The 19,664-nt window shown below is 44.9% G+C and carries 13 protein-coding genes; 12 read left to right on the forward strand and 1 reads right to left on the reverse strand.

Annotated features, from left to right (window positions below; genetic code table 11):
* The first annotated feature begins 432 nt into the window (after positions 1-432).
* From AB8P72_RS00600 to AB8P72_RS00640, 9 genes are all read left to right on the forward strand, one after another.
* Positions 433-3,315, forward strand: a complete 2,883-nt coding sequence (locus AB8P72_RS00600) for a 2-oxoglutarate dehydrogenase E1 component (protein ID WP_369957888.1) — start codon at positions 433-435, stop codon at positions 3,313-3,315.
* A 155-nt stretch (positions 3,316-3,470) separates the two neighbouring features.
* Entirely contained in the window at positions 3,471-4,733 is a 1,263-nt protein-coding gene (odhB, locus tag AB8P72_RS00605) for a 2-oxoglutarate dehydrogenase complex dihydrolipoyllysine-residue succinyltransferase (protein WP_068407829.1), read from the forward strand.
* A gap of 219 nt (positions 4,734-4,952) precedes the next feature.
* Positions 4,953-6,404, forward strand: coding sequence for a dihydrolipoyl dehydrogenase (lpdA, locus tag AB8P72_RS00610; protein WP_068407828.1), 1,452 nt, complete (start codon positions 4,953-4,955; stop codon positions 6,402-6,404).
* Between the two features lie 193 nt (positions 6,405-6,597).
* A complete protein-coding gene (gene sucC, locus AB8P72_RS00615) occupies positions 6,598-7,764 on the forward strand; it encodes an ADP-forming succinate--CoA ligase subunit beta (RefSeq protein WP_068407827.1) in 1,167 nt (388 codons plus the stop codon).
* Positions 7,765-7,942: 178 nt separating this feature from the next.
* Positions 7,943-8,818, forward strand: coding sequence for a succinate--CoA ligase subunit alpha (sucD, locus tag AB8P72_RS00620; protein WP_068407825.1), 876 nt, complete (start codon positions 7,943-7,945; stop codon positions 8,816-8,818).
* 121 nt (positions 8,819-8,939) lie between these two features.
* Entirely contained in the window at positions 8,940-9,986 is a 1,047-nt protein-coding gene (gene galE, locus AB8P72_RS00625) for a UDP-glucose 4-epimerase GalE (protein ID WP_102077760.1), read from the forward strand.
* A gap of 52 nt (positions 9,987-10,038) precedes the next feature.
* Positions 10,039-10,920 carry a UTP--glucose-1-phosphate uridylyltransferase gene (locus AB8P72_RS00630; RefSeq protein ID WP_068407821.1) on the forward strand — a complete coding sequence of 294 codons (882 nt, stop codon included), beginning with the start codon at positions 10,039-10,041 and terminating at the stop codon, positions 10,918-10,920.
* Between the two features lie 3 nt (positions 10,921-10,923).
* Complete coding sequence (gene pgi, locus AB8P72_RS00635) at positions 10,924-12,588, forward strand: glucose-6-phosphate isomerase (protein ID WP_068407819.1); 1,665 nt, start codon at positions 10,924-10,926, stop codon at positions 12,586-12,588.
* Between the two features lie 115 nt (positions 12,589-12,703).
* Positions 12,704-14,092 (forward strand): UDP-glucose/GDP-mannose dehydrogenase family protein, encoded by a 1,389-nt coding sequence (locus AB8P72_RS00640; protein WP_193029924.1) that lies wholly within the window; start codon positions 12,704-12,706, stop codon positions 14,090-14,092.
* 149 nt (positions 14,093-14,241) lie between these two features.
* On the opposite strand, the gene AB8P72_RS00645 is transcribed toward AB8P72_RS00640, so the two are convergent.
* Complete coding sequence (locus AB8P72_RS00645; RefSeq protein ID WP_369957889.1) at positions 14,242-15,729, reverse strand: phosphomannomutase CpsG; 1,488 nt, start codon at positions 15,727-15,729, stop codon at positions 14,242-14,244.
* A gap of 177 nt (positions 15,730-15,906) precedes the next feature.
* Between AB8P72_RS00645 and mazG the strand changes: the two genes are divergently transcribed.
* The 3 genes from mazG (at position 15,907) to pcnB (ending at position 19,656) form a co-directional block, all read left to right on the forward strand.
* Complete coding sequence (gene mazG, locus AB8P72_RS00650) at positions 15,907-16,782, forward strand: nucleoside triphosphate pyrophosphohydrolase (protein WP_198327943.1); 876 nt, start codon at positions 15,907-15,909, stop codon at positions 16,780-16,782.
* Entirely contained in the window at positions 16,769-17,170 is a 402-nt protein-coding gene (locus tag AB8P72_RS00655) for a ComEA family DNA-binding protein (RefSeq protein WP_369957891.1), read from the forward strand. The genes mazG and AB8P72_RS00655 overlap by 14 nt, the downstream gene beginning before the upstream one ends.
* Positions 17,171-17,334: 164 nt before the next feature.
* On the forward strand, positions 17,335-19,656 hold the full coding sequence (pcnB, locus tag AB8P72_RS00660) for a polynucleotide adenylyltransferase PcnB (protein WP_193029926.1): 2,322 nt from the start codon (positions 17,335-17,337) through the stop codon (positions 19,654-19,656).
* The last annotated feature ends 8 nt before the right edge of the window (positions 19,657-19,664 follow it).

A 19,664-nucleotide genomic window follows, 5' to 3' on the forward strand; every position in this document is an offset into this window, starting at 1 on the left:
TACAGCACTATATCTTTGGCGTAATATCGCCTATATTTCTACCATAGCAAGACACTTCAGCGGAAATAGCCAATTAAAAGGCTAACTGAAGACAAAATTTTTTGAGTAAAACCATGCTATTAACAATTTGGTTATAGCTGCAAGCATTATATATAAATTAATGTTGTCAAACGAGCCACTAAAGAAAACCGACCGTTCACAAATAATTTTAATAGTAAGCATGGTATTGCAATTATCTTTTTTATAACGAGATAGCTTGGGTAGGATGTTTTTTATTGACCAAGAGCGGTAACTTGTAGATATGGTTAATAAAAAGATAATGTTAAGACAAGTTTTAATGGTAAAAAGCGACGATTGATGTCGCTAACCTATAACGAACAACACAATAATAAGCACGATTCCATTCATTTATCTATCAAATAGACGATTATTATGAATAGTATAACTAAAGAAACTGCGAGCCTAGATCATACTGAACTGGCTGCCGACAATGCTCAATATATCGAAGCGCTCTATGAGCAATATCTAGATGATCCTAGTAGCGTTGATAACGATTGGCAAGCGTATTTTGAACAATACAAAACGCCAAACGATGCCAAGCACAATGCTATTAAAGATCAGTTTTTGTTGCTTGCGCGCAATCAAACGGCGAACAAAGTAAGCACTGAAGCATCAGCTTCAACAGTTGGTAATTCAAACTGTGCTGACCCAAAGCAAATGGGCGTGCAGCAGCTGATTTCAGCCTATCGTCGCCGTGGTCATCGCCGTGCTAAGCTTGATCCGTTAGATTTGCATCCACGTGCAGAAGTGGAAGATTTAACCCTTGCCTATCACAATCTTTCTGAAGCCGACCTTGATACCGTATTCCCAACCAATGATTTAAATATTGGTAAGGATGAAGCGACGCTACGTGAAATCATTGAGATCATGGAGCGCGTCTACTGCCGTTATATCGGTACGGAATATATGCACGTGACCACCAGCACCGAAAAACGCTGGATGGAAAAATACCTAGAAACCAATCTGGGTTATATCGAGTTTGATAAAGAAAAACGTCTCTCAATCCTTGAGCGTTTAACCGCTGCCGAAGGCTTAGAAAAATATTTGGCTCGTAAATATACGGGTGTTAAGCGTTTTGGTCTAGAAGGTGGTGAGAGCTTTATTCCTGCTATCAATGAAATCATCCAACGTGCTGGCGGTTATGGTACTAAAGAGATGGTTATCGGTATGGCTCACCGTGGTCGTTTAAACTTGTTGGTTAATATTTTGGGTAAAAACCCTGCCGATTTGTTTGATGAGTTCGATGGTAAAGTGCAGCCAGAAAAAGGCTCAGGTGACGTTAAATATCATAATGGTTTTTCATCGAACGTGATGACACCGGGCGGTGAGGCGCATTTGGCATTGGCGTTTAACCCATCGCACCTTGAGATTGTCGCACCAGTATTGCAAGGTTCGGTACGCGCGCGTCAAGTTCGCCGTAATGACCAACCACTCCAAGATAACAAAACAGGCAACTCTGTACTACCGATCGTTATTCATGGCGATGCGGCATTTGCAGGCCAAGGTGTGGTGCAAGAAACTTTTCAAATGTCACAAACCCGCGCTTATACCACGGGCGGTACAGTACATATTGTTATTAATAACCAAGTTGGTTTTACCACCAGTCGTCAAGAAGATGCACGCTCGACTGAATATTGTACTGATGTTGCCAAAATGGTGCACGCGCCTATCTTGCACGTAAACGGTGATGATCCTGAATCAGTGGTTTTCGCGGCGCAATTGGCATTAGATTACCGTCATGAGTTTGATAAAGACATCATTATTGACTTATTTTGTTATCGCCGTAACGGTCATAACGAAGCCGATGAACCATCAGCGACTCAGCCATTAATGTACGCAGTGATTAAGAAATTACCAACCACTCGCACTATCTACGCACAGCAACTGATCAAAGCCGGCGTGTTGAGCGAGAGTGAAGCTCAGCAGTACGAAGATGAATATCGTGAGTCGTTAGACCGCGGTGAATACGTTGCCAGCTCTCTAGTGAGTCAGCCTAACGAAGAGCTCTTCGTTGATTGGAAACCTTACTTAGGTCATGATTTGGTTGACGATTGGGATACCAGCGTCGATATCGAAGTGCTAAAAGGCTATGGTCGCCGTATGGCAGAAATGCCAGAAGGTTACAAGCTACAACGCCAAGTACAAAAAATGGTCGAACAGCGCCTAGCTATGCAAACTGGCGAAGAGCCACTTAACTGGGGCGCCGCTGAAACACTAGCCTATGCATCATTGGTTGACCATGACAATGTCTTGGTACGTATTACTGGTGAAGATGTGGGCCGTGGTACGTTCTCGCATCGCCACAGTGAAATCTATAACGACAATGACGGCAGCATGTATGTGCCTCTTTCACATATCAGTGAGACGCAAGCGCGCTTTGCTACTTACAACTCATTGTTATCAGAAGAAGCGGTACTAGCCTTCGAATATGGATATGCGACCACAGTTCCTAATGCGCTAATCGTTTGGGAAGCACAGTTTGGTGACTTTGTGAACGGTGCACAAGTGGTGATTGACCAGTTTATCTCAAGTGGTGAGACTAAGTGGCAGCGCGTTTGTGGTCTAACGATGTTATTACCACATGGCTTTGAAGGTCAAGGTCCTGAGCATTCATCTGCTCGCCTAGAGCGCTTCTTGCAGTTATGTGCTGAAGACAACATGCAAGTGATTACGCCAACGACCCCAGCGCAAATCTATCATGCCCTACGTCGTCAAGCGGTACGTCCGATTCGTAAGCCATTAATCGTCATGTCACCGAAGAGTTTACTACGTCACAAATTGGCAACTTCAACTCTTGAAGAGCTGGCGAACGGCAAGTTTGAGACAGTATTGCCAGAGATCGATCAGCAAAATGCCGACAACGTAACGCGTATGGTGCTGTGCGGCGGTAAAGTTTACTATGACTTATTAGAACAACGCCGTGCGCTAGGTTTAGATCATGTAGCGATTGTGCGTATTGAGCAGCTATACCCATTACCAGAAGAGCGTTTGATTGCTGAGATTGAAAAATATAGTAACTTAGCTGAGATTGTTTGGACGCAAGAAGAGCCACTTAACCAAGGTGCTTGGTACTATCTAGCGCCGCATATGTTCCGCATTGTTGTGCCGCATCCAACCAAGGCAAAAGTCATGGAGCCGGTCGCACGTCCTGCTAGTGCGGCGCCAGCGACAGGATCTCCAAAACTACATGTTCAGCAGCAGCAAGCACTCATTGCTGGTGGTCTTGGCATCAGTGTGGATGAGCTATCTAAATAGTAGTTGGCTTAAGCAACAGATTATATAAGATACACGAATCAGGCGATAACAGTCCGTACCGCTATTACCATTAAAGTAAGACGATTGAGAATGGTATTGACTGCCTATCACGACTTAATAATAAAGAGTAATATCAATATCTAAGGAGTATATCGATGGCTGAAATTAAAGCCCCCGTTTTTCCAGAATCGGTTGCCGATGGCACCCTCGTGGAATGGCATGTCACTGAAGGTCAAGAAGTTAGCCGCGACGACTTATTGGCTGAAATTGAAACTGATAAAGTGGTATTAGAAGTGGTTGCACCTGATAACGGTGTGGTTACCAAAATCGTTAAGCAAGTTGACGATACGATTTTGTCAGACGAGCTAATCGCCGAGTTTGAAGCTGGTGCTAGCGGTAGTTCTGCTGGTGGTAGCAGCGATAGTGCTGATGAGCCTGCAGTTGACCCAGATCAACCAGCAGCGCCAGTACAGCCGAAACAAGCTACCGATGGCGGTGAGCCAGTCCAAGCGACAGATAAAAAAGACGAAGCGGATCATAAAGACCAAAGCCCTGCGGTACGAAAAGCGGCGAAAGAATCTGGCGTTGATCCTAAAAATGTCGAAGGCAGTGGTCGCGGTGGTCGTGTAACCAAAACCGACATGGCAAACCCAACGCTAAAAGCTGATAGCTCTATCAAATCTGATAGCGGTCGTCCAGTTGCTGAATCAACCGGTGAGCGTACTGAAAAACGCGTACCAATGACGCGTCTACGTAAGACAGTTGCTAACCGTCTACTGGCTGCCTCACAAGAAACAGCGATGCTAACCACGTTTAACGAAGTCAACATGAAACCGTTGATGGATATGCGTGCTAAGTATAAAGAGCAATTTGAAAAGCGCCATGGCGTACGTCTAGGCTTTATGTCATTGTTTATTAAAGCGGCGACTGAAGCACTAAAACGCTTCCCAGCGGTTAACGCGTCACTAGACGGCGATGACATCGTTTATCACGGCTACTATGATATCGGTGTTGCCGTATCTTCAGATCGTGGTTTGGTCGTTCCTGTATTGCGTGATACCGACCGCATGAGTATGTCTGATGTTGAGGCTAAGATTCGTGAGTTTGGTGGTAAAGCACAACAAGGTAAACTTGGTCTTGATGACATGACTGGCGGTACGTTCACCATTTCAAACGGCGGCGTCTTTGGTTCACTCATGTCAACGCCTATCTTGAATCCACCACAAACTGCTATCTTAGGTATGCACGCTATCAACGATCGCCCAATGGCAGTCGACGGTAAAGTTGAAATTTTACCAATGATGTACCTAGCACTATCATATGATCACCGTATGATTGACGGCAAAGAAGCGGTACAGTTCTTAGTTACTATCAAAGAGTTGGTCGAAGATCCAACCATGCTACTCCTAGACCTGTAAGCTTTTAAGCTTGTATCGGTAACCACTGATACAAGCTTTTTCACTTTGGACGAGGAGATTGTGGTTTATTGTCAAATAAATGCGACTTTTTTTGTGGTGTATTAACGACGGAAAAATCGTCATTTATCATTCAGTAGGCCAACCAGTCATTTAAATCATCATAAAATCAGAAAAAAATCTAGAAATAAATTAGAACCAAATTAAAAATAGGAACGTACTATGAAAGACAATTATGATTTAGTCGTCATCGGCGGCGGTCCTGGTGGTTACGAAGCCGCTATTCGCGCAGGTCAATTGGGTATGAGCGTGGCTTGTATCGAAAAACGCGTTTATAAAGGTGAGCCAGCACTGGGTGGTACTTGCTTAAACGTCGGTTGTATCCCATCAAAAGCCTTACTTGATTCATCACATCGTTATGAAGCAACCAAACATGACCTTGCTGAACATGGTATCAGCACCGGTGACGTTGCTATCGATATCGAGCAAATGATTGGCCGTAAAGAAGCCATTGTTAAGCAATTGACGGGCGGCGTGGCGGCATTGCTAAAAGGCAATGGCGTTGACTGGCTACAAGGCTGGGGCACGTTAGAAGATGGTAAAGGTGCGGATAAAAAAGTTAAATTTACTGCCCTAGAAGACGAAAGTGAAACGACTATTACCGCCAAAAACGTCATTCTTGCAGCAGGTTCGGTGCCTATCGATATTCCTGTGGCAAAAACTGATGGCGACCGTATTGTTGATTCTACTGGCGCGCTTGATTTCACCGAAGTACCAAAGCGTTTAGGCGTCATTGGCGCAGGCGTAATTGGTCTTGAGCTAGGTTCAGTATGGCGCCGCTTGGGCGCGGAAGTGGTTGTCTATGAAGCGCTACCAAGCTTCCTAGCAGCGGCTGACAAAGACATCGCTAAAGAAGCGGGTAAAATGCTGAAAAAGCAAGGTCTTGATATCCGTGTTGATACCAAAGTAACCAATGCTGAAGTGAAAGGCGATCAAGTTGTCGTGACCAGCGAAGCAAAAGGCGAAGCCTCGGATGAAAGCTTTGATAAACTGATCGTTTGTGTCGGTCGCCGTGCTTACTCTGAAAAACTATTGGGCGCAGACAGCGGTATCACGTTGACTGAACGCGGTCTTATCGATGTCGATGACCAATGTAAAACCAACCTTGACGGCGTTTATGCAATCGGTGACTTGGTTCGTGGCCCTATGCTTGCGCATAAAGCCATGGAAGAAGGCATGATGGCGGTTGAGCGCATTCATGGCGAAAAAGCACAAGTTAACTATGACACCATTATCAACGTCATTTATACCCATCCAGAAATTGCATGGGTTGGTTTGACCGAGCAAGAAGCGACTGAAGCGGGTTATGAAGTCAAAACTGGTTCATTTAACCTAGCAGCGAACGGCCGTGCACTTGCCCAAAGTGAAGCACAAGGCTCTATCAAAGTTGTTGCTGATGCCAAAACAGATCGTTTGTTAGGTATGCATGCCATTTCTGCTGGTGCGGGCGATATTGTCCATCAAGGTATGATTGCGATGGAATTTGTATCTAGTATCGAAGATTTGCAGTTGATGACATTTGCGCATCCAACCATTTCTGAAGCGGTTCATGAAGCTGCTTTATCAGCAGATGGCCGTGCGATTCATGCCATTCAGCGTAAAAAACGTAAGTAGTTTTTGAGATTAAATTGCTTAAGATTAACTTGCTTAAAATGAAAGCATTTGAGTAAATATCAAGTTTAACCGGATGGTGCGGCCGCTATCACTATTATGATAACGGTCGCCGCCATCATAAGTGTGGCAGCATTATTCTGCCTTGCACTTGTTTTCACTTTTTATTAATTGTAAAAAATAAAGGATACAATCAATGAATTTACATGAGTATCAAGCAAAAGAGCTATTGAAAAGCTACGGTTTGCCCATTCAAGAAGGCATCATCGCCCATAATGGCGACGAAGCTGCTGCTGCTTTTGATAAAACGCCTACTGATATTGCGGTTATTAAAGCGCAGGTTCATGCTGGTGGCCGTGGTAAAGCGGGCGGTGTGAAGCTCGTTAAAACTCGCGAAGAAGCAAAGCAAGTTGCTGAAGAGCTTATCGGTACCAATCTGGTTACATTCCAGACTGACGCAGAAGGCCAACCCGTAAACTTTGTTTTGGTTGCAGAGGATATGTACCCAGTACAAACTGAGTTATATCTTGGCGCAGTTGTTGATCGTTCTACGCGTCGCGTAACTTTTATGGCATCAACCGAAGGCGGCGTTGATATCGAAGAAGTCGCAAGCGAAACTCCAGAAAAAATCTTTAAAGTAAGCGTTGATCCATTAGTTGGTCTAATGCCTTACCAAGCACGTGAAGTGGCATTTAAACTGGGTCTTGAAGGCAAGCAAATCAACCAGTTTGTAAAATTGATGAGCGGCGCTTATCAAGCATTCGTTGACAATGATTTTGCATTATTAGAAATCAACCCATTAGCGGTTCGCGAAAATGGCGAAATCGTTTGTGTTGATGGCAAAATCGGTATCGATTCAAACGCTTTATATCGCCTGCCTAAAATTGCAGCCTTACAAGATAAAACGCAAGAAAACGAGCGCGAGCTTAAAGCCGCTGAGTTTGACCTAAACTATGTTGCCTTAGAAGGTAACATCGGTTGTATGGTCAACGGTGCTGGTCTTGCGATGGCGACCATGGACATCATCAAATTGTACGGCGGCAAACCTGCTAACTTCTTGGACGTTGGCGGCGGTGCAACCAAAGATCGCGTTGTTGAAGCGTTCAAAATCATTCTAGAAGACAGCAGTGTTGAAGGCGTTCTCATCAACATCTTTGGCGGTATCGTACGTTGTGACATGATTGCCGAAGCGATTATCGAAGCAGTTAAAGAAGTGAACGTAAAAGTACCTGTCGTTGTCCGTCTAGAAGGTAATAACGCTGAAAAAGGTGCTGAGCTACTAGAGCAATCTGATGTGAAAATTATTTCAGCTCAAGGCCTAGCAGACGCGGCACAAAAAATTGTCGATGCGGTTAAAGCATAAGCCTTTAATATAAGTCGTGAGGGTAAGCGCTGTTTTATTCATAACTCGCTTAACCAGACGCTTAAGCATTATAGTCACAGCGTGATGGCAGTTTTTAGTAAAAGCATAAATCGTTAACATTTAACGATAAGTGAGCGAGAAAACTGCTATTGCAAGACAACCGAATAAGGAAAACATAATGAGTGTATTAATTGATAAAGATACCAAAGTATTGGTACAAGGTTTTACTGGTAAAAACGGTACATTCCACTCTGAACAAGCAATTGAGTACGGCACTAAAGTAGTCGGCGGCGTAACCCCAGGTAAAGGCGGTCAAACGCATCTAGGTTTGCCAGTCTTTAATACCATGGCAGAAGCGATGGAAGCGACCCAAGCTGACGCTTCAGTTATCTACGTACCAGCGCCATTTGTACTAGATTCTATCGTTGAAGCAGTCGATGCCGGCGTAAAATTGATCGTCGTAATCACTGAAGGCGTACCTACTATCGATATGCTAAAAGCCAAGCGTTATATCGAAGAAGCAGGCGATGTACGTATGGTTGGTCCAAACTGCCCAGGCGTTATCACTCCAGGTCAGTGCAAAATCGGTATCATGCCAGGCCATATCCATTTGCCCGGTAAAGTGGGTATCATCTCACGCTCTGGTACGTTGACTTATGAAGCGGTTGCCCAAACCACTAAGCTTGGCTTTGGTCAGTCTACTTGTATCGGTATCGGCGGCGACCCTATCCCAGGTATGAACCAAATCGATGCGCTAAAACTGTTCCAAGACGATCCACAAACCGAAGCCATCGTATTAATCGGTGAGATTGGTGGTACAGCTGAAGAAGAAGCGGCGGCTTATATCAAAGAGCACGTAACTAAGCCAGTTGTTGGTTATATCGCTGGTGTGACTGCGCCTGCTGGTAAACGTATGGGCCATGCTGGCGCGATTATCTCTGGTGGTCAAGGTACTGCTGAAGAGAAATTTAAAGCCTTTGAAGACGCTGGTATTGCTTATACTCGCGATCCATCAAAAATTGGCGATAAGTTAAAAGAAGTTACCGGTTGGTAATTTAGGTATTAATAGCTAGTCTAATACCAAAACATCGTTGAAAAAAAACAAAGGCACTCCTACAATGGGGTGTCTTTTTTTATTCTAAAAATAACTTTCCTTTGATTAAAATGTAGCAATTATGAAAAATAAGATATTGGTAACTGGTGGCGCTGGATATATTGGCTCACACACTTGTATAGCTTTACAGGAAGCAGGCTATGATATTGTTGTCTACGACAATTTGTCTAATAGTAGCCGTGAAGCTATTGAGCGCGTATCCAAGCTCATTGATCAACCCATCGAGTTTGTTGAAGGCGATATTCGTGATATTGATCTACTTAAACAGGTCTTCGCCGAGCATCAGTTCTTTGGTGTGATTCATTTTGCGGGACTAAAAGCCGTTGGAGAATCGGTGGCCAAGCCATTGCTGTATTATAATAATAATGTCAGTGGCACCATTGCTTTATTGGAAGTTATGAAAGAAGCCGATGTTAAGAATTTGGTTTTTTCATCTTCTGCGACCGTCTATGGAGATCCTGAATCCTTGCCCATCAATGAGGAATCAAAGCGTTCTTGCACCAATCCTTATGGTCAGAGCAAACTGATGGTCGAGCATATTTTAGAGGACTTAGCGGCAACCGATGATGGCTGGAATCTTATTCCACTTAGGTACTTCAATCCCGTAGGTGCGCACCCATCTGGGCAAATTGGCGAAGATCCAAATGATATTCCTAATAATTTAATGCCTTATATTTCGCAAGTCGCCGTTGGCAAGCTTGAAAAACTTAGTATTTTTGGTAATGACTATTCTACTGTCGATGGGACGGGGGTACGCGATTTTATCCATGTCACTGATCTTGCCCAAGGTCATGTAGCAGCGCTTAACTACTTACAGAAACAAGTAGGTCGAGATAAATACAGCTCAATAGGTTTTTTACCCATTAATCTGGGAACAGGTAAAGGAACGTCTGTTTTAGAATTGGTCACGGCTTTTTCTGAAGTATCAGGCCAAAATATTCCTTACCAGTTTTCTGCTCGGCGCGCAGGAGATATTGCCAGCTGCTATGCCAGCGCCGATAAAGCCAAAGATTTGCTAGGTTGGGATGCCACACTATCTATCACTGAGATGTGTGAAGATACGTGGCGTTGGCAGAGTAAAAACCCGAATGGCTATCATAGCGCTTAGCATTGATTAAGCATGTTTCTTATTTCACACTTTTAAATACAGTCTAAAAATTATGAAAAAAATTACTCACGCTGTTATTCCTGTCGCAGGCTTTGGTACGCGTATGCTGCCGTTATCGAAATCAGTGCCAAAAGAGCTGCTACCACTTGGTAATCGTCCCGCTATTCATTATGTCGTTGAAGAAGCCATTGCTGCGGGTATCAAACATATTGTTTTGGTCGGTCATGCGCAAAAAAGCGCCATCGAAAACTACTTTGATATCAATGCTGAATTGGATAATCAATTGCGCACTAAAGGTAAAGGCGCGTTAGCTGATAGCTTAAATTGGTTACCCGAGGATGTAACGGTGTCTATGATACGCCAAGGCAAACCGCTAGGGTTGGGGCACGCGGTATTGGCGGCGCGTCCAATCATCGGTGAGCATGACTTTGCTGTACTGCTGCCAGATGTGGTGCTCGATCCATTTACCACCGATATAACGACTGATAATTTGGCGTTTATGATTGAGGCCTTTGCTAAAGACACGCATTCGCAAATATTGGTCAATAACGTAGCAGATGAAGATGTGCATAAATACGGTATTGCCCAATTAGACGAAGCATTTAATCAAGCGCATGAAATCGAGCAAGCTGATAAAAACGCGAGCTTTAAAGTTGCCGGTTTTGTCGAAAAGCCAAATTTAGCGGATGCCCCTTCAAAATTGGCCGTTGTCGGTCGTTATGTATTTAGCAATCATATATTTGATTATCTGGCCAATACTAGAGCGTCGGTTGGCGGCGAGATTCAACTGACTGATGCCATTGATGCCTTGATTAGCAAATATGGCGTTAATGTGACGACCATGCGCGGCGATAGTTATGACGCAGGCGATATGCGCTCGTATATGCAAGCGTTTATCTATTTTGCCGAGCAGCAGTTAAGGGATGATAAATAGCTAATGGATGAGAGAAATAATAAGGGCTATAAAAGTGCCCGCCACTCTAAGTATTGGCAGCATTTAGCCAAGTTAGCGGAGCAGCCGTGGGCGCTTGCCCCATTGTTCGCGCAGGATAATGAGCGGACGTCTCGCTTTAGCACGCAAGCGGGCGCGCTATATATGGATTATAGCAAGCAGTGTATTAATGATGCGGTGCTAGAAAATTTATTAAATTTGGCGAATAGTTGCGAGTTGTCAGGCCGTATCGATGCCTTGTTACAAGGGGCGATGGTTAATACCAGTGAAAAGCGAGCAGCGCTGCATACCGCTCTACGCTTGCCAGCTACAGAACAGCTGCAAGTTGGCACGCAAAATGTCGCCGCTGATGTACATGAGAGCTTGGCGCAGGTAGAAAGATTGTCAGAGCGGGTACGCAACGGCACATGGCGCGGATTTTCTGGCAAAGCAATCACTGATGTGGTTAATATTGGCGTTGGCGGCTCAGATTTAGGCCCGCTGATGGCGACCACCGCGCTTGATGAATGGGCAGATACTGCTATCGAGGTGCATTTTGTCTCTAACATGGATGGCACACAGCTTGATAATTTGCTCAAGCACCTAAATCCTGAAACCACTTTATTTATCATCTCCTCCAAATCTTTTGGCACCGTTGACACGCTATCCAATGCCAAGACAGCACTGTCATGGTTACTCGCTACGGCAAAGCTACGCGCTGGCACGGAAGAAAGCGTCTTGCGCCGTCATTTTATCGGCGTATCGGCCAACTGTGAAAAAATGACTGCATGGGGCATTCACCCTGAGCATCAATTGCAGCTGTGGGAATGGGTTGGCGGCCGTTTTTCATTGTGGTCGGCGATTGGACTTGCTATCGCTATTCGTATTGGCATGAATGGTTTTAAAGAGCTGCTAGCCGGCGCACATAATATGGATAAGCATTTCGCCCAAGCAGACTTTTCTGAGAATTTGCCAGTATTATTAGGTTTGCTCGCCGTTTGGAATAGTACCTTTTTACAAGTCAATGCGCATACCGTGCTGCCTTATGATGGGCGTTTGGAGTATTTGCCAAGCTACTTGACCCAGCTTGAGATGGAAAGTAATGGCAAATCGGTGACGCAGCATGGCGCGCGCCTTGATTATGATACGTGTCCAATTTTGTGGGGCGAGATTGGCTCCAATGCGCAGCATGCTTTTTATCAGCTTCTGCATCAAGGAACGCAGCAGGTCTCTTGTGACTTTATCGCTTGCGTGCGCCGTTATAGTGATGATGCGACAAATGAATCGCTACAGCAGCAGCATGAATTGTCTTTGGCAAACTGTTTAGCGCAAAGTCGGGTTTTAGCTTTTGGTAATGCTGCTATTGCTGATAAGGATATTGAAGCGGCTTCTGATGCCGATAAATACAAATATTACCGTGGTAATCAGCCGTCAACCACGCTCCTTATTGATGAGCTGACCCCGCATAGTTTGGGGGAGCTGATAGCGCTTTATGAGCACAAGGTTTATGTCATGGCCAGCATTTGGGATATCAATCCGTTTGATCAATGGGGCGTTGAGATGGGCAAGAAAATGGCAGAGTCGGTGCATACCGCCATGCAGCAAGGCGGCGATGCGCAATTCGACACCTCTACCAATCAGCTATTGCAGCATATTAAGCTGTTGTCTTAATGGCTTATGGCTAGTAGCTAGTAGCTAGTAGCTAGTAGCTAGTAGCTAGTGGCATCATGCGACTGGCTTATCCACTTATCCACGCTGCCAACTTTGCAATATAAAAGGTAATCTTATGAGCGCTGCCGCTATAAATAAACAACAGACAGATAACGACCAATCCGCACCACATTCATTTAACCAAGCCGCTAAAAACACCAGTGTTTGCGTCCTCGTCGGTCACAGTATTGAGGCCATTACCAGTGCGGTGGTACTGGCAAGTCTTGGTCATACGGTGCATCTTTATACTGATAAAGAGGTATTGACGCAGCAATTACAACAATATGGTTTTGAGCATCATTTGCAAGCGCTATGGCAGATGTACGTGCAGCAGCAGCAGATTGTCAGCTACGCTTTGCCCACTACTGCGAGTAAGCTGCTAGAGCACTATGAAAAGACGGATGATAATAGTGAGAGAAAACAAGTTGCGCTATATTGGTTATTTTTAGACAGCATTCGCTCAGTATGGCAAGCAGACAGCTGGATTACCGCCTTTAACCACAGTCATCAGCAAACCTTACCGCTTATTATGAGTGGCATTAAACAGCTGGGCGCGGTTGACGCATTGTCCAAGCAGTTGCAGCGCGCTTGGGTTTATTATGTGCCATTTGTATTCTTAAAAGATGGCGATGCGTACAGCTCAATGCTAAATCCATCATTGTTGTTGCTGGGTGAAAAAACGCCAAATAGCCGCCATCATTTAACGATGCTACAGCCTTTGATGCAACAGGCGCGCGCGTTTCATCAAGCAGATATTGCTACTATAGAGTTTGCCCGTAGTAGTATCATGGCGATGCTTGCCACAAGGGTGAGCTTTATGAATGAGATGTCGCGCTTGGCTGATAGTCAACAGGTCGATATCCAGCAAGTCAGTCACATTATGGGACTTGATGAGCGCGTAGGCAGTAGCTACTTGCAAGCAGGCTGGGGCTTTGGTGGTAATACACTACCGACAGAGTTGGTTAAGTTGCAGCAGTCCAGTACAGAAAAGAGTCTAGCTATGCCGTTACTACAGGCAGTCATTAATATCAATGAAGACCAAAAAGAGCTGATATTTCGTAAGTTTTGGCAATATTTTGATGGATTTATCGACCATAAAACCGTGGTGATTTGGGGCGGTAGTTATAAAGCGGGCTCGGGACGGACAGCAGAGTCGGCTATTCATCCGTTGTTAGCGCTACTCTGGTCTTATAATATCCGCACGCTGGTATATAGTGATAAAGCCCAAACCGAGCTTGCCGAGCTCTATGGACAGCAATCGCTACTGGAACTGATCGCCAGTCCGTACCAAAAGCTTAATGAAGCGCAGGCCATTTTTATTATCAGCTGGTTGTCAGAAAATAAGCTAGATGTTGCTAGGCTTAATGAGCAGGCGCTGCCGATATTCGATGCGCGCAATGCGCTGTCGCGAACGCAGGTTGATGATTTGGTCGGTGACTATATAGGGATTGGTCGCGCCAAATAAAGCTTTTTAACAAGGGTAAAATAAGCGTAGCAGACAAGCAGCTAATGAACTGAATCTAAATAAAAGCGCCGATTAATATAAAAATTAACCGGCGCTTTTTCGTTCTCATAAGTTCAGAATGTCTTTACTTAGCATTATGATTACTTAAGTTAAGCAGGCACCGCCCCTTTACTAGCAAGCCATTGCTGAATCTCTTGGGTTTTGGTTTGTAATAAATTCTCATCACCGCGACTTTCAATATTTAAGCGAATTAATGGTTCAGTATTGGAAGCGCGTAAGTTAAAACGCCATTCGCCAAAGTTTAAACTTAAGCCATCAAGCATCGATTTGGTTGGATTTTCGGCGCTAAACTTCTCTTCGATAGCGCTAATAATGGCTGGCGCATCATGAGTGGTCAGGTGAAAATTTAGCTCGCCTGAGCTTGGATAGGCTGCAATATAACCGCTGACCAATTCTGATAAGGTTTTACCGGTAATCGATAATAACTCAATGGTCAAAAGCCACGGAATCATGCCGCTATCGCAGTAGAAAAAATCGCGAAAATAATGGTGAGCGGACATTTCGCCGCCATAAACCGCGCCAGAATCCCGCATCACTTGCTTGATAAATGAGTGCCCAGACTTGCTAATAACCGCCTTACCGTTATGCTCATCAATGACGGCTTCGGTGTTATAAATCACTCGCGGATCATAGACGATTGACTCGCCCGCATATTTATTTAAAAACGCTTGCGCGAGCATGCCAACGACATAGCTACCATCGATAAATTCGCCGTATTCATCAAATAAAAAACAGCGGTCAAAATCGCCATCAAAGGCAATGCCAAGATCGGCTTTGTTTTCCAGCACCGCTTGCTGAGTGGCGGTTCGATTGGCCTCAATCATTGGATTGGGAATGCCATTTGGAAAGCTACCATCAGGCGTATGGTGCAATTTAAGCACTTCAATTGGCGCGCCAGCTTGTGCTAACTTGTCCATTAATAAATCAACGACTGGACCTGCGCTACCATTGCCGGAGTTGATTACCAGTTTTAGCGGTTTTAATTTATCAACATCAATAAACGTCATGACATGATTGATATAAGCGCTTTTATCCGTTAGTAATTGTAATGCGCCTTGTTGATTATCCGTACTAAATTGCCCCGATTCTGCCAACGCTTGAATCTCTGCCAAGCCATCATCGGCGCTAATCGGCTTGGAATACTCTTTGACCAATTTTAAGCCATTATAATTAATCGGATTGTGGCTAGCCGTTACTTCGATACCGCCCAACGCCTGATAATAACTGGTCGCAAAGTAAACCTCTTCTGTGCCTGTCATACCCAAATCAATCACACCGACACCCGCATCGAGCATACCTTTGATGGTTGCTTGTTTTAACTGCTCACTGGAGTGGCGGATATCGCTACCGATGACGATAGCTGGCTTTAAGTCTTTTAGTTCAGCGGTAGCCTCATTATCGGCACTGTGATAACGCTCGAATAAAATTTGGGCAAAGGCACGGCCGATACGGTAGGCGATAGCTTCATCGAGATTGACGCCAAGCTCGCCGCGGATATCGTAAGCTTTAAATGACTGAATGCTAATAGGGTGAAAATCTGTTGCTGGCTGATAGCCAGTAGTCGCAGAAGTGGACATAATAATAAGCTTCCTTGTGCGTGCGTAGTAAAAAATGAGGGAGTGATAACAGGATTATAAGTCAATAAGCGTTCAATGATACACTAACTACCAAATGAGTCATAAAGCCGTAGTAGTGCTTTATGTGAGCATTTTTATAATTATCCGTTTCTAAGATAAAAAATATAAGAGTATTTTATGAGTGACTTAAACAACCAAACGTTAACTTCTATTACGCCGCCCAACCCTGTACAAGGAACGCCAGTAGCAACTGGTGAGTTAGACGATTTATTAAAGTTAATGGCACGGCTGCGCGCAGATTGTCCGTGGGATAAAAAGCAAAGCAATCATAGCCTCATTCCGTACGCGATTGAAGAAGCCTATGAGCTCGGCGAAGCGGTTCAAAGCGATGATGACGAAGATATCAAGGGCGAGCTTGGCGATGTGCTTTTGCAAGTGGTGTTTCATTGTCAGATGTACGCAGAGCAAGGGCGCTTTGATATTAGCGATGTGATTACCACGTTGCAAGAAAAGCTGATTCGCCGCCATCCGCATGTCTTTGAAGCCGAAACGCTACAAGACGACGCTGCGGTAAAAGGTCGCTGGGATGAGATTAAAGCACAGGAAGACCAAGCTCGCGCCGCACGTGGCAAGCCGAAGCGTCGTTTGGATAATACCAAGGCAGGTAGTGCGTTGATGCAAGCGCAGGAAGTGCAAAAACAAGCGTCAAAATTGGGGTTTGATTGGGAAGGGGTCAGCGGCGCATTTGATAAACTCGATGAAGAAATTGCCGAGCTAAAGGCCGAGATTTTAGATAAGCCCCAAGTTGAAATCAAAACCAATATCAGAGAGATTGAAAGGGAGCTTGGCGATTGCATGTTTGCCTTGGTCAATGTCGCCCGTAAACTCGACCTCGATGCTGAAACTGCAACATTAACCTGTGTACATAAATTTAAATCACGCTTTGGTTATATAGAAGAGCAATTAGCGGCTGCTGGCAAGCGTTTAGAAGATAGCGATATCAATGAGATGGATGCGTTATGGGAAGCGGCGAAACAGCATGAACGTGACTAATAAAAGCCTATTTATTAAATGGCAGCATGCTAATTTATTTAAAAATGCCGCCGTTTTTTTAGTAGGCATATTTTCTATCATGGTGATGCTGTCTCATCCTGCCCTTGCCGCACCATGTTTTGATAATGCTAAAAGCGCTTATCATTATCTATTGACGCAAGAAGCAGCACAAAGCCAAGCGCGCACGCAGACTAGAATTAATATCAATCGCGCCACAGAAGCCGAGCTGGTGGCATTAAACGGTATTGGCAGCAGTAAAGCGCAGGCGATTATTTTATATCGCGAGATGTTTGGCGGCTTTAAAACGGTCGATGAATTAACGAAAGTCAAAGGCATCGGCGCAAAAACGGTTGAGAGAAATCGCCAGCGTTTAAGCGTACAAGATTAAGCGCTTTATTTTGTATTATTTAACCCCCATATTGACAAAATAGCATGTAAGTAAATGTCATAACACACCCACCATGGTCAAAATTTGTTAAACTAGCGGGTACATCCGCCTGATAGACGCTGTGTTCGTCGGGGTGGTTAAGAATAAAGGCGAGGAGTAGATGCATGGCCGAGCGTGCCGCCAAGCAGTTAGAACTGAATAAATCTGAATTACCCAATTCCATTACCGAAGTGATAGCCACCCTAACCCGAGCTGGGTTTGATGCCTATATCGTCGGTGGCGGCGTGCGCGATACTTTGCTAGGCCTGCGTCCAAAAGACTTTGACGCGGTCACTGATGCCAAACCTCATGAGATTAAAGACGTCTTTGGCAAGCGTTGCCGTATTATCGGTCGCCGCTTTCAATTGGCGCATGTCTACTCTGGGCGCGAACTTATTGAAGTGGCGACCTTTCGTGGACCACCACTGAATAATTCTAATACCAATCAAGACGGGATGATTCTGCGCGACAATGTCTGGGGCGATATCAAACAAGACTTTGCCCGTCGTGACTTTTCTATCAATGCACTTTATTATCAACCGCTTAAAGGCGTGGTACATGATTTTTGCGGCGCCCTTGAAGATATCGACAATAAAGTTATCCGTCTCTTAGGTCATGCACCGACCCGTATCGAAGAAGATCCGGTCAGGTTGCTGCGTGCCCTACGTTTTAAAGCCAAGCTTGGTTTTGATTTTGATAGCGAACTCGCCGCCCAGTTCCACGATGACAATTGGGCGCTGCTGGAGCAAATCTCTCCGCATCGTTTGTATGATGAAACGCAAAAAATGTTTACCGGTGGCTATTTAGTGCCGCTACTACCGTTATTGTTTGAGTCGGGCGCGATTGACAGTTTAGTTATTTATCCGCCTGCCGAGCCAAGTGCCTTGGTCAAACAAGTCGCTATCAATACCGACAAACGTATCGCTGCTGGCAAAAGTATCAATCCTGCTTTCTTTTATGCCGCGTTATTGTGGGAAAATTATCTACATCAATTGGAAAAAGCCAAAAAACGCAATATGCCTTTTGCTGACGCGCAATTGCATGCAGCCGGCAAAGTCATCGACCGTCAGCGTATCAAGACCGCTATTCCAAAATTTGCCGAACAATTTATCCGTGATATTTGGATATTACAGCCAAAGTTGGCGGCGCCGCGCAGCAAACAAATTATCCAGTTGTCTGAGCATCCTCGTTTCCGCGCCGGTTTTGATTTCTTGCTATTGCGTGAGCAGTGCGGTGATGCCGAACATCCGCTTTCAGAGTCGACCAATGGCATGGGCGAGTGGTGGCAAACCTATCAAACCCTGACCGAACAGCAGCAAGATCAAGCGATTGATGATTTTGATGAAAACATTCGTCGCGGTGCCTATAAACAAGGGCAGCGTGGTCGCGGGCGTAATCGTCAAAAGCCGCAAGCTTTAAACACATCAAACCATGATAAGGTAAATCACATAGAAAACAATCAACAAAATAATGTAGACGGTAACGCCCATAGCAAGCAGGCTAATGATGCCTCAAACGTGCCGTCACGCCGCCGCCGCGCTGCCAGCCAGTCTACTCAGCAGGCTAATAACAATGGCAGTCATAGTGCCAGCAATAATAGTCATCATAAGGGCTATGATAAGCAGCAAGCAGCACAAGATAATAATGAGCTGGCGCAATTGCAGCAGTTATCCCTGGCGAACACTGGCAAGCAAACGGCAAATAAGCGCCACGATGCCAAGCCTGCACCGTTATTTGTCATCGAGCATGAAAAAGTAGTTCCGCCATTACGCAAGCAGTTGCCAACGGACGATCAGCCAAAATCTAATGCTAAACCAAAGCAAGCGCCTGTGGAGCAAAGCCCAAAAGCTGAAAGCACTTCATTTAAGAAAGCAGGAGTTGCAAGACAATCTGACAGCTCTGCTAACGCTGATAAGCAAGCGCAGCAGCATGCAAAAGCTAAACCAGTCGATACCAAGTCTGCTGCTAGCAAAGCCGATTTTGACCAGTCAGCTTTATCTACAACGGCCAATACTAATGTCCATACTAAGCGTACTGTCGCCCAAACGCCAGCGCTTGTCAGCATAAACAACGAGCCGATACCGTATAAACGTCGCCGTCGTCAACCTACTGTGATAGCGGATAATAGTAATACTGACAGTAAAAATAACGCTGATAACTTGCTTAACGTAGCGGCAAAACCAGCTAGCGATAAAGAGCAAGTAGTAAATACGGCCAAGTATGAGAAAAAAGCCCCTAAAACTGCGGCAGAATTTGCTGAGGATGCACCGTCTGTTGCTAAAAAAGCTGCTTCTAACAAACCTGCTAAAACCAAGCAGGATACTAAGAAAAAGACCACTCAAACTCAGTCAGCTCAGAATCAAACAGCTGCTAGTAAAATGAATGAGCAAAAAGGGCCGGTACCATCAAAACGCCGCCGCCGTCAGCCAAGCACTAACAACGCTTAAGCTTACAA

The organism is Psychrobacter sp. CLB018 (assembly GCF_041222815.1).
Lineage (GTDB): Bacteria > Pseudomonadota > Gammaproteobacteria > Pseudomonadales > Moraxellaceae > Psychrobacter > Psychrobacter faecalis.

Bases quoted from the DNA above. Each gene is read 5' to 3' on its own strand.
- AB8P72_RS00600 (WP_369957888.1), top strand. From the start codon at position 433: ATGAATAGTATAACTAAAGAAACTGCGAGCCTAGATCATACTGAACTG.
- odhB (WP_068407829.1), top strand. From the start codon at position 3,471: ATGGCTGAAATTAAAGCCCCCGTTTTTCCAGAATCGGTTGCCGATGGC.
- lpdA (WP_068407828.1), top strand. From the start codon at position 4,953: ATGAAAGACAATTATGATTTAGTCGTCATCGGCGGCGGTCCTGGTGGT.
- sucC (WP_068407827.1), top strand. From the start codon at position 6,598: ATGAATTTACATGAGTATCAAGCAAAAGAGCTATTGAAAAGCTACGGT.
- sucD (WP_068407825.1), top strand. From the start codon at position 7,943: ATGAGTGTATTAATTGATAAAGATACCAAAGTATTGGTACAAGGTTTT.
- galE (WP_102077760.1), top strand. From the start codon at position 8,940: ATGAAAAATAAGATATTGGTAACTGGTGGCGCTGGATATATTGGCTCA.
- AB8P72_RS00630 (WP_068407821.1), top strand. From the start codon at position 10,039: ATGAAAAAAATTACTCACGCTGTTATTCCTGTCGCAGGCTTTGGTACG.
- pgi (WP_068407819.1), top strand. From the start codon at position 10,924: ATGGATGAGAGAAATAATAAGGGCTATAAAAGTGCCCGCCACTCTAAG.
- AB8P72_RS00640 (WP_193029924.1), top strand. From the start codon at position 12,704: ATGAGCGCTGCCGCTATAAATAAACAACAGACAGATAACGACCAATCC.
- AB8P72_RS00645 (WP_369957889.1), bottom strand. From the start codon at position 15,729: ATGTCCACTTCTGCGACTACTGGCTATCAGCCAGCAACAGATTTTCAC.
- mazG (WP_198327943.1), top strand. From the start codon at position 15,907: ATGAGTGACTTAAACAACCAAACGTTAACTTCTATTACGCCGCCCAAC.
- AB8P72_RS00655 (WP_369957891.1), top strand. From the start codon at position 16,769: ATGAACGTGACTAATAAAAGCCTATTTATTAAATGGCAGCATGCTAAT.
- pcnB (WP_193029926.1), top strand. From the start codon at position 17,335: ATGGCCGAGCGTGCCGCCAAGCAGTTAGAACTGAATAAATCTGAATTA.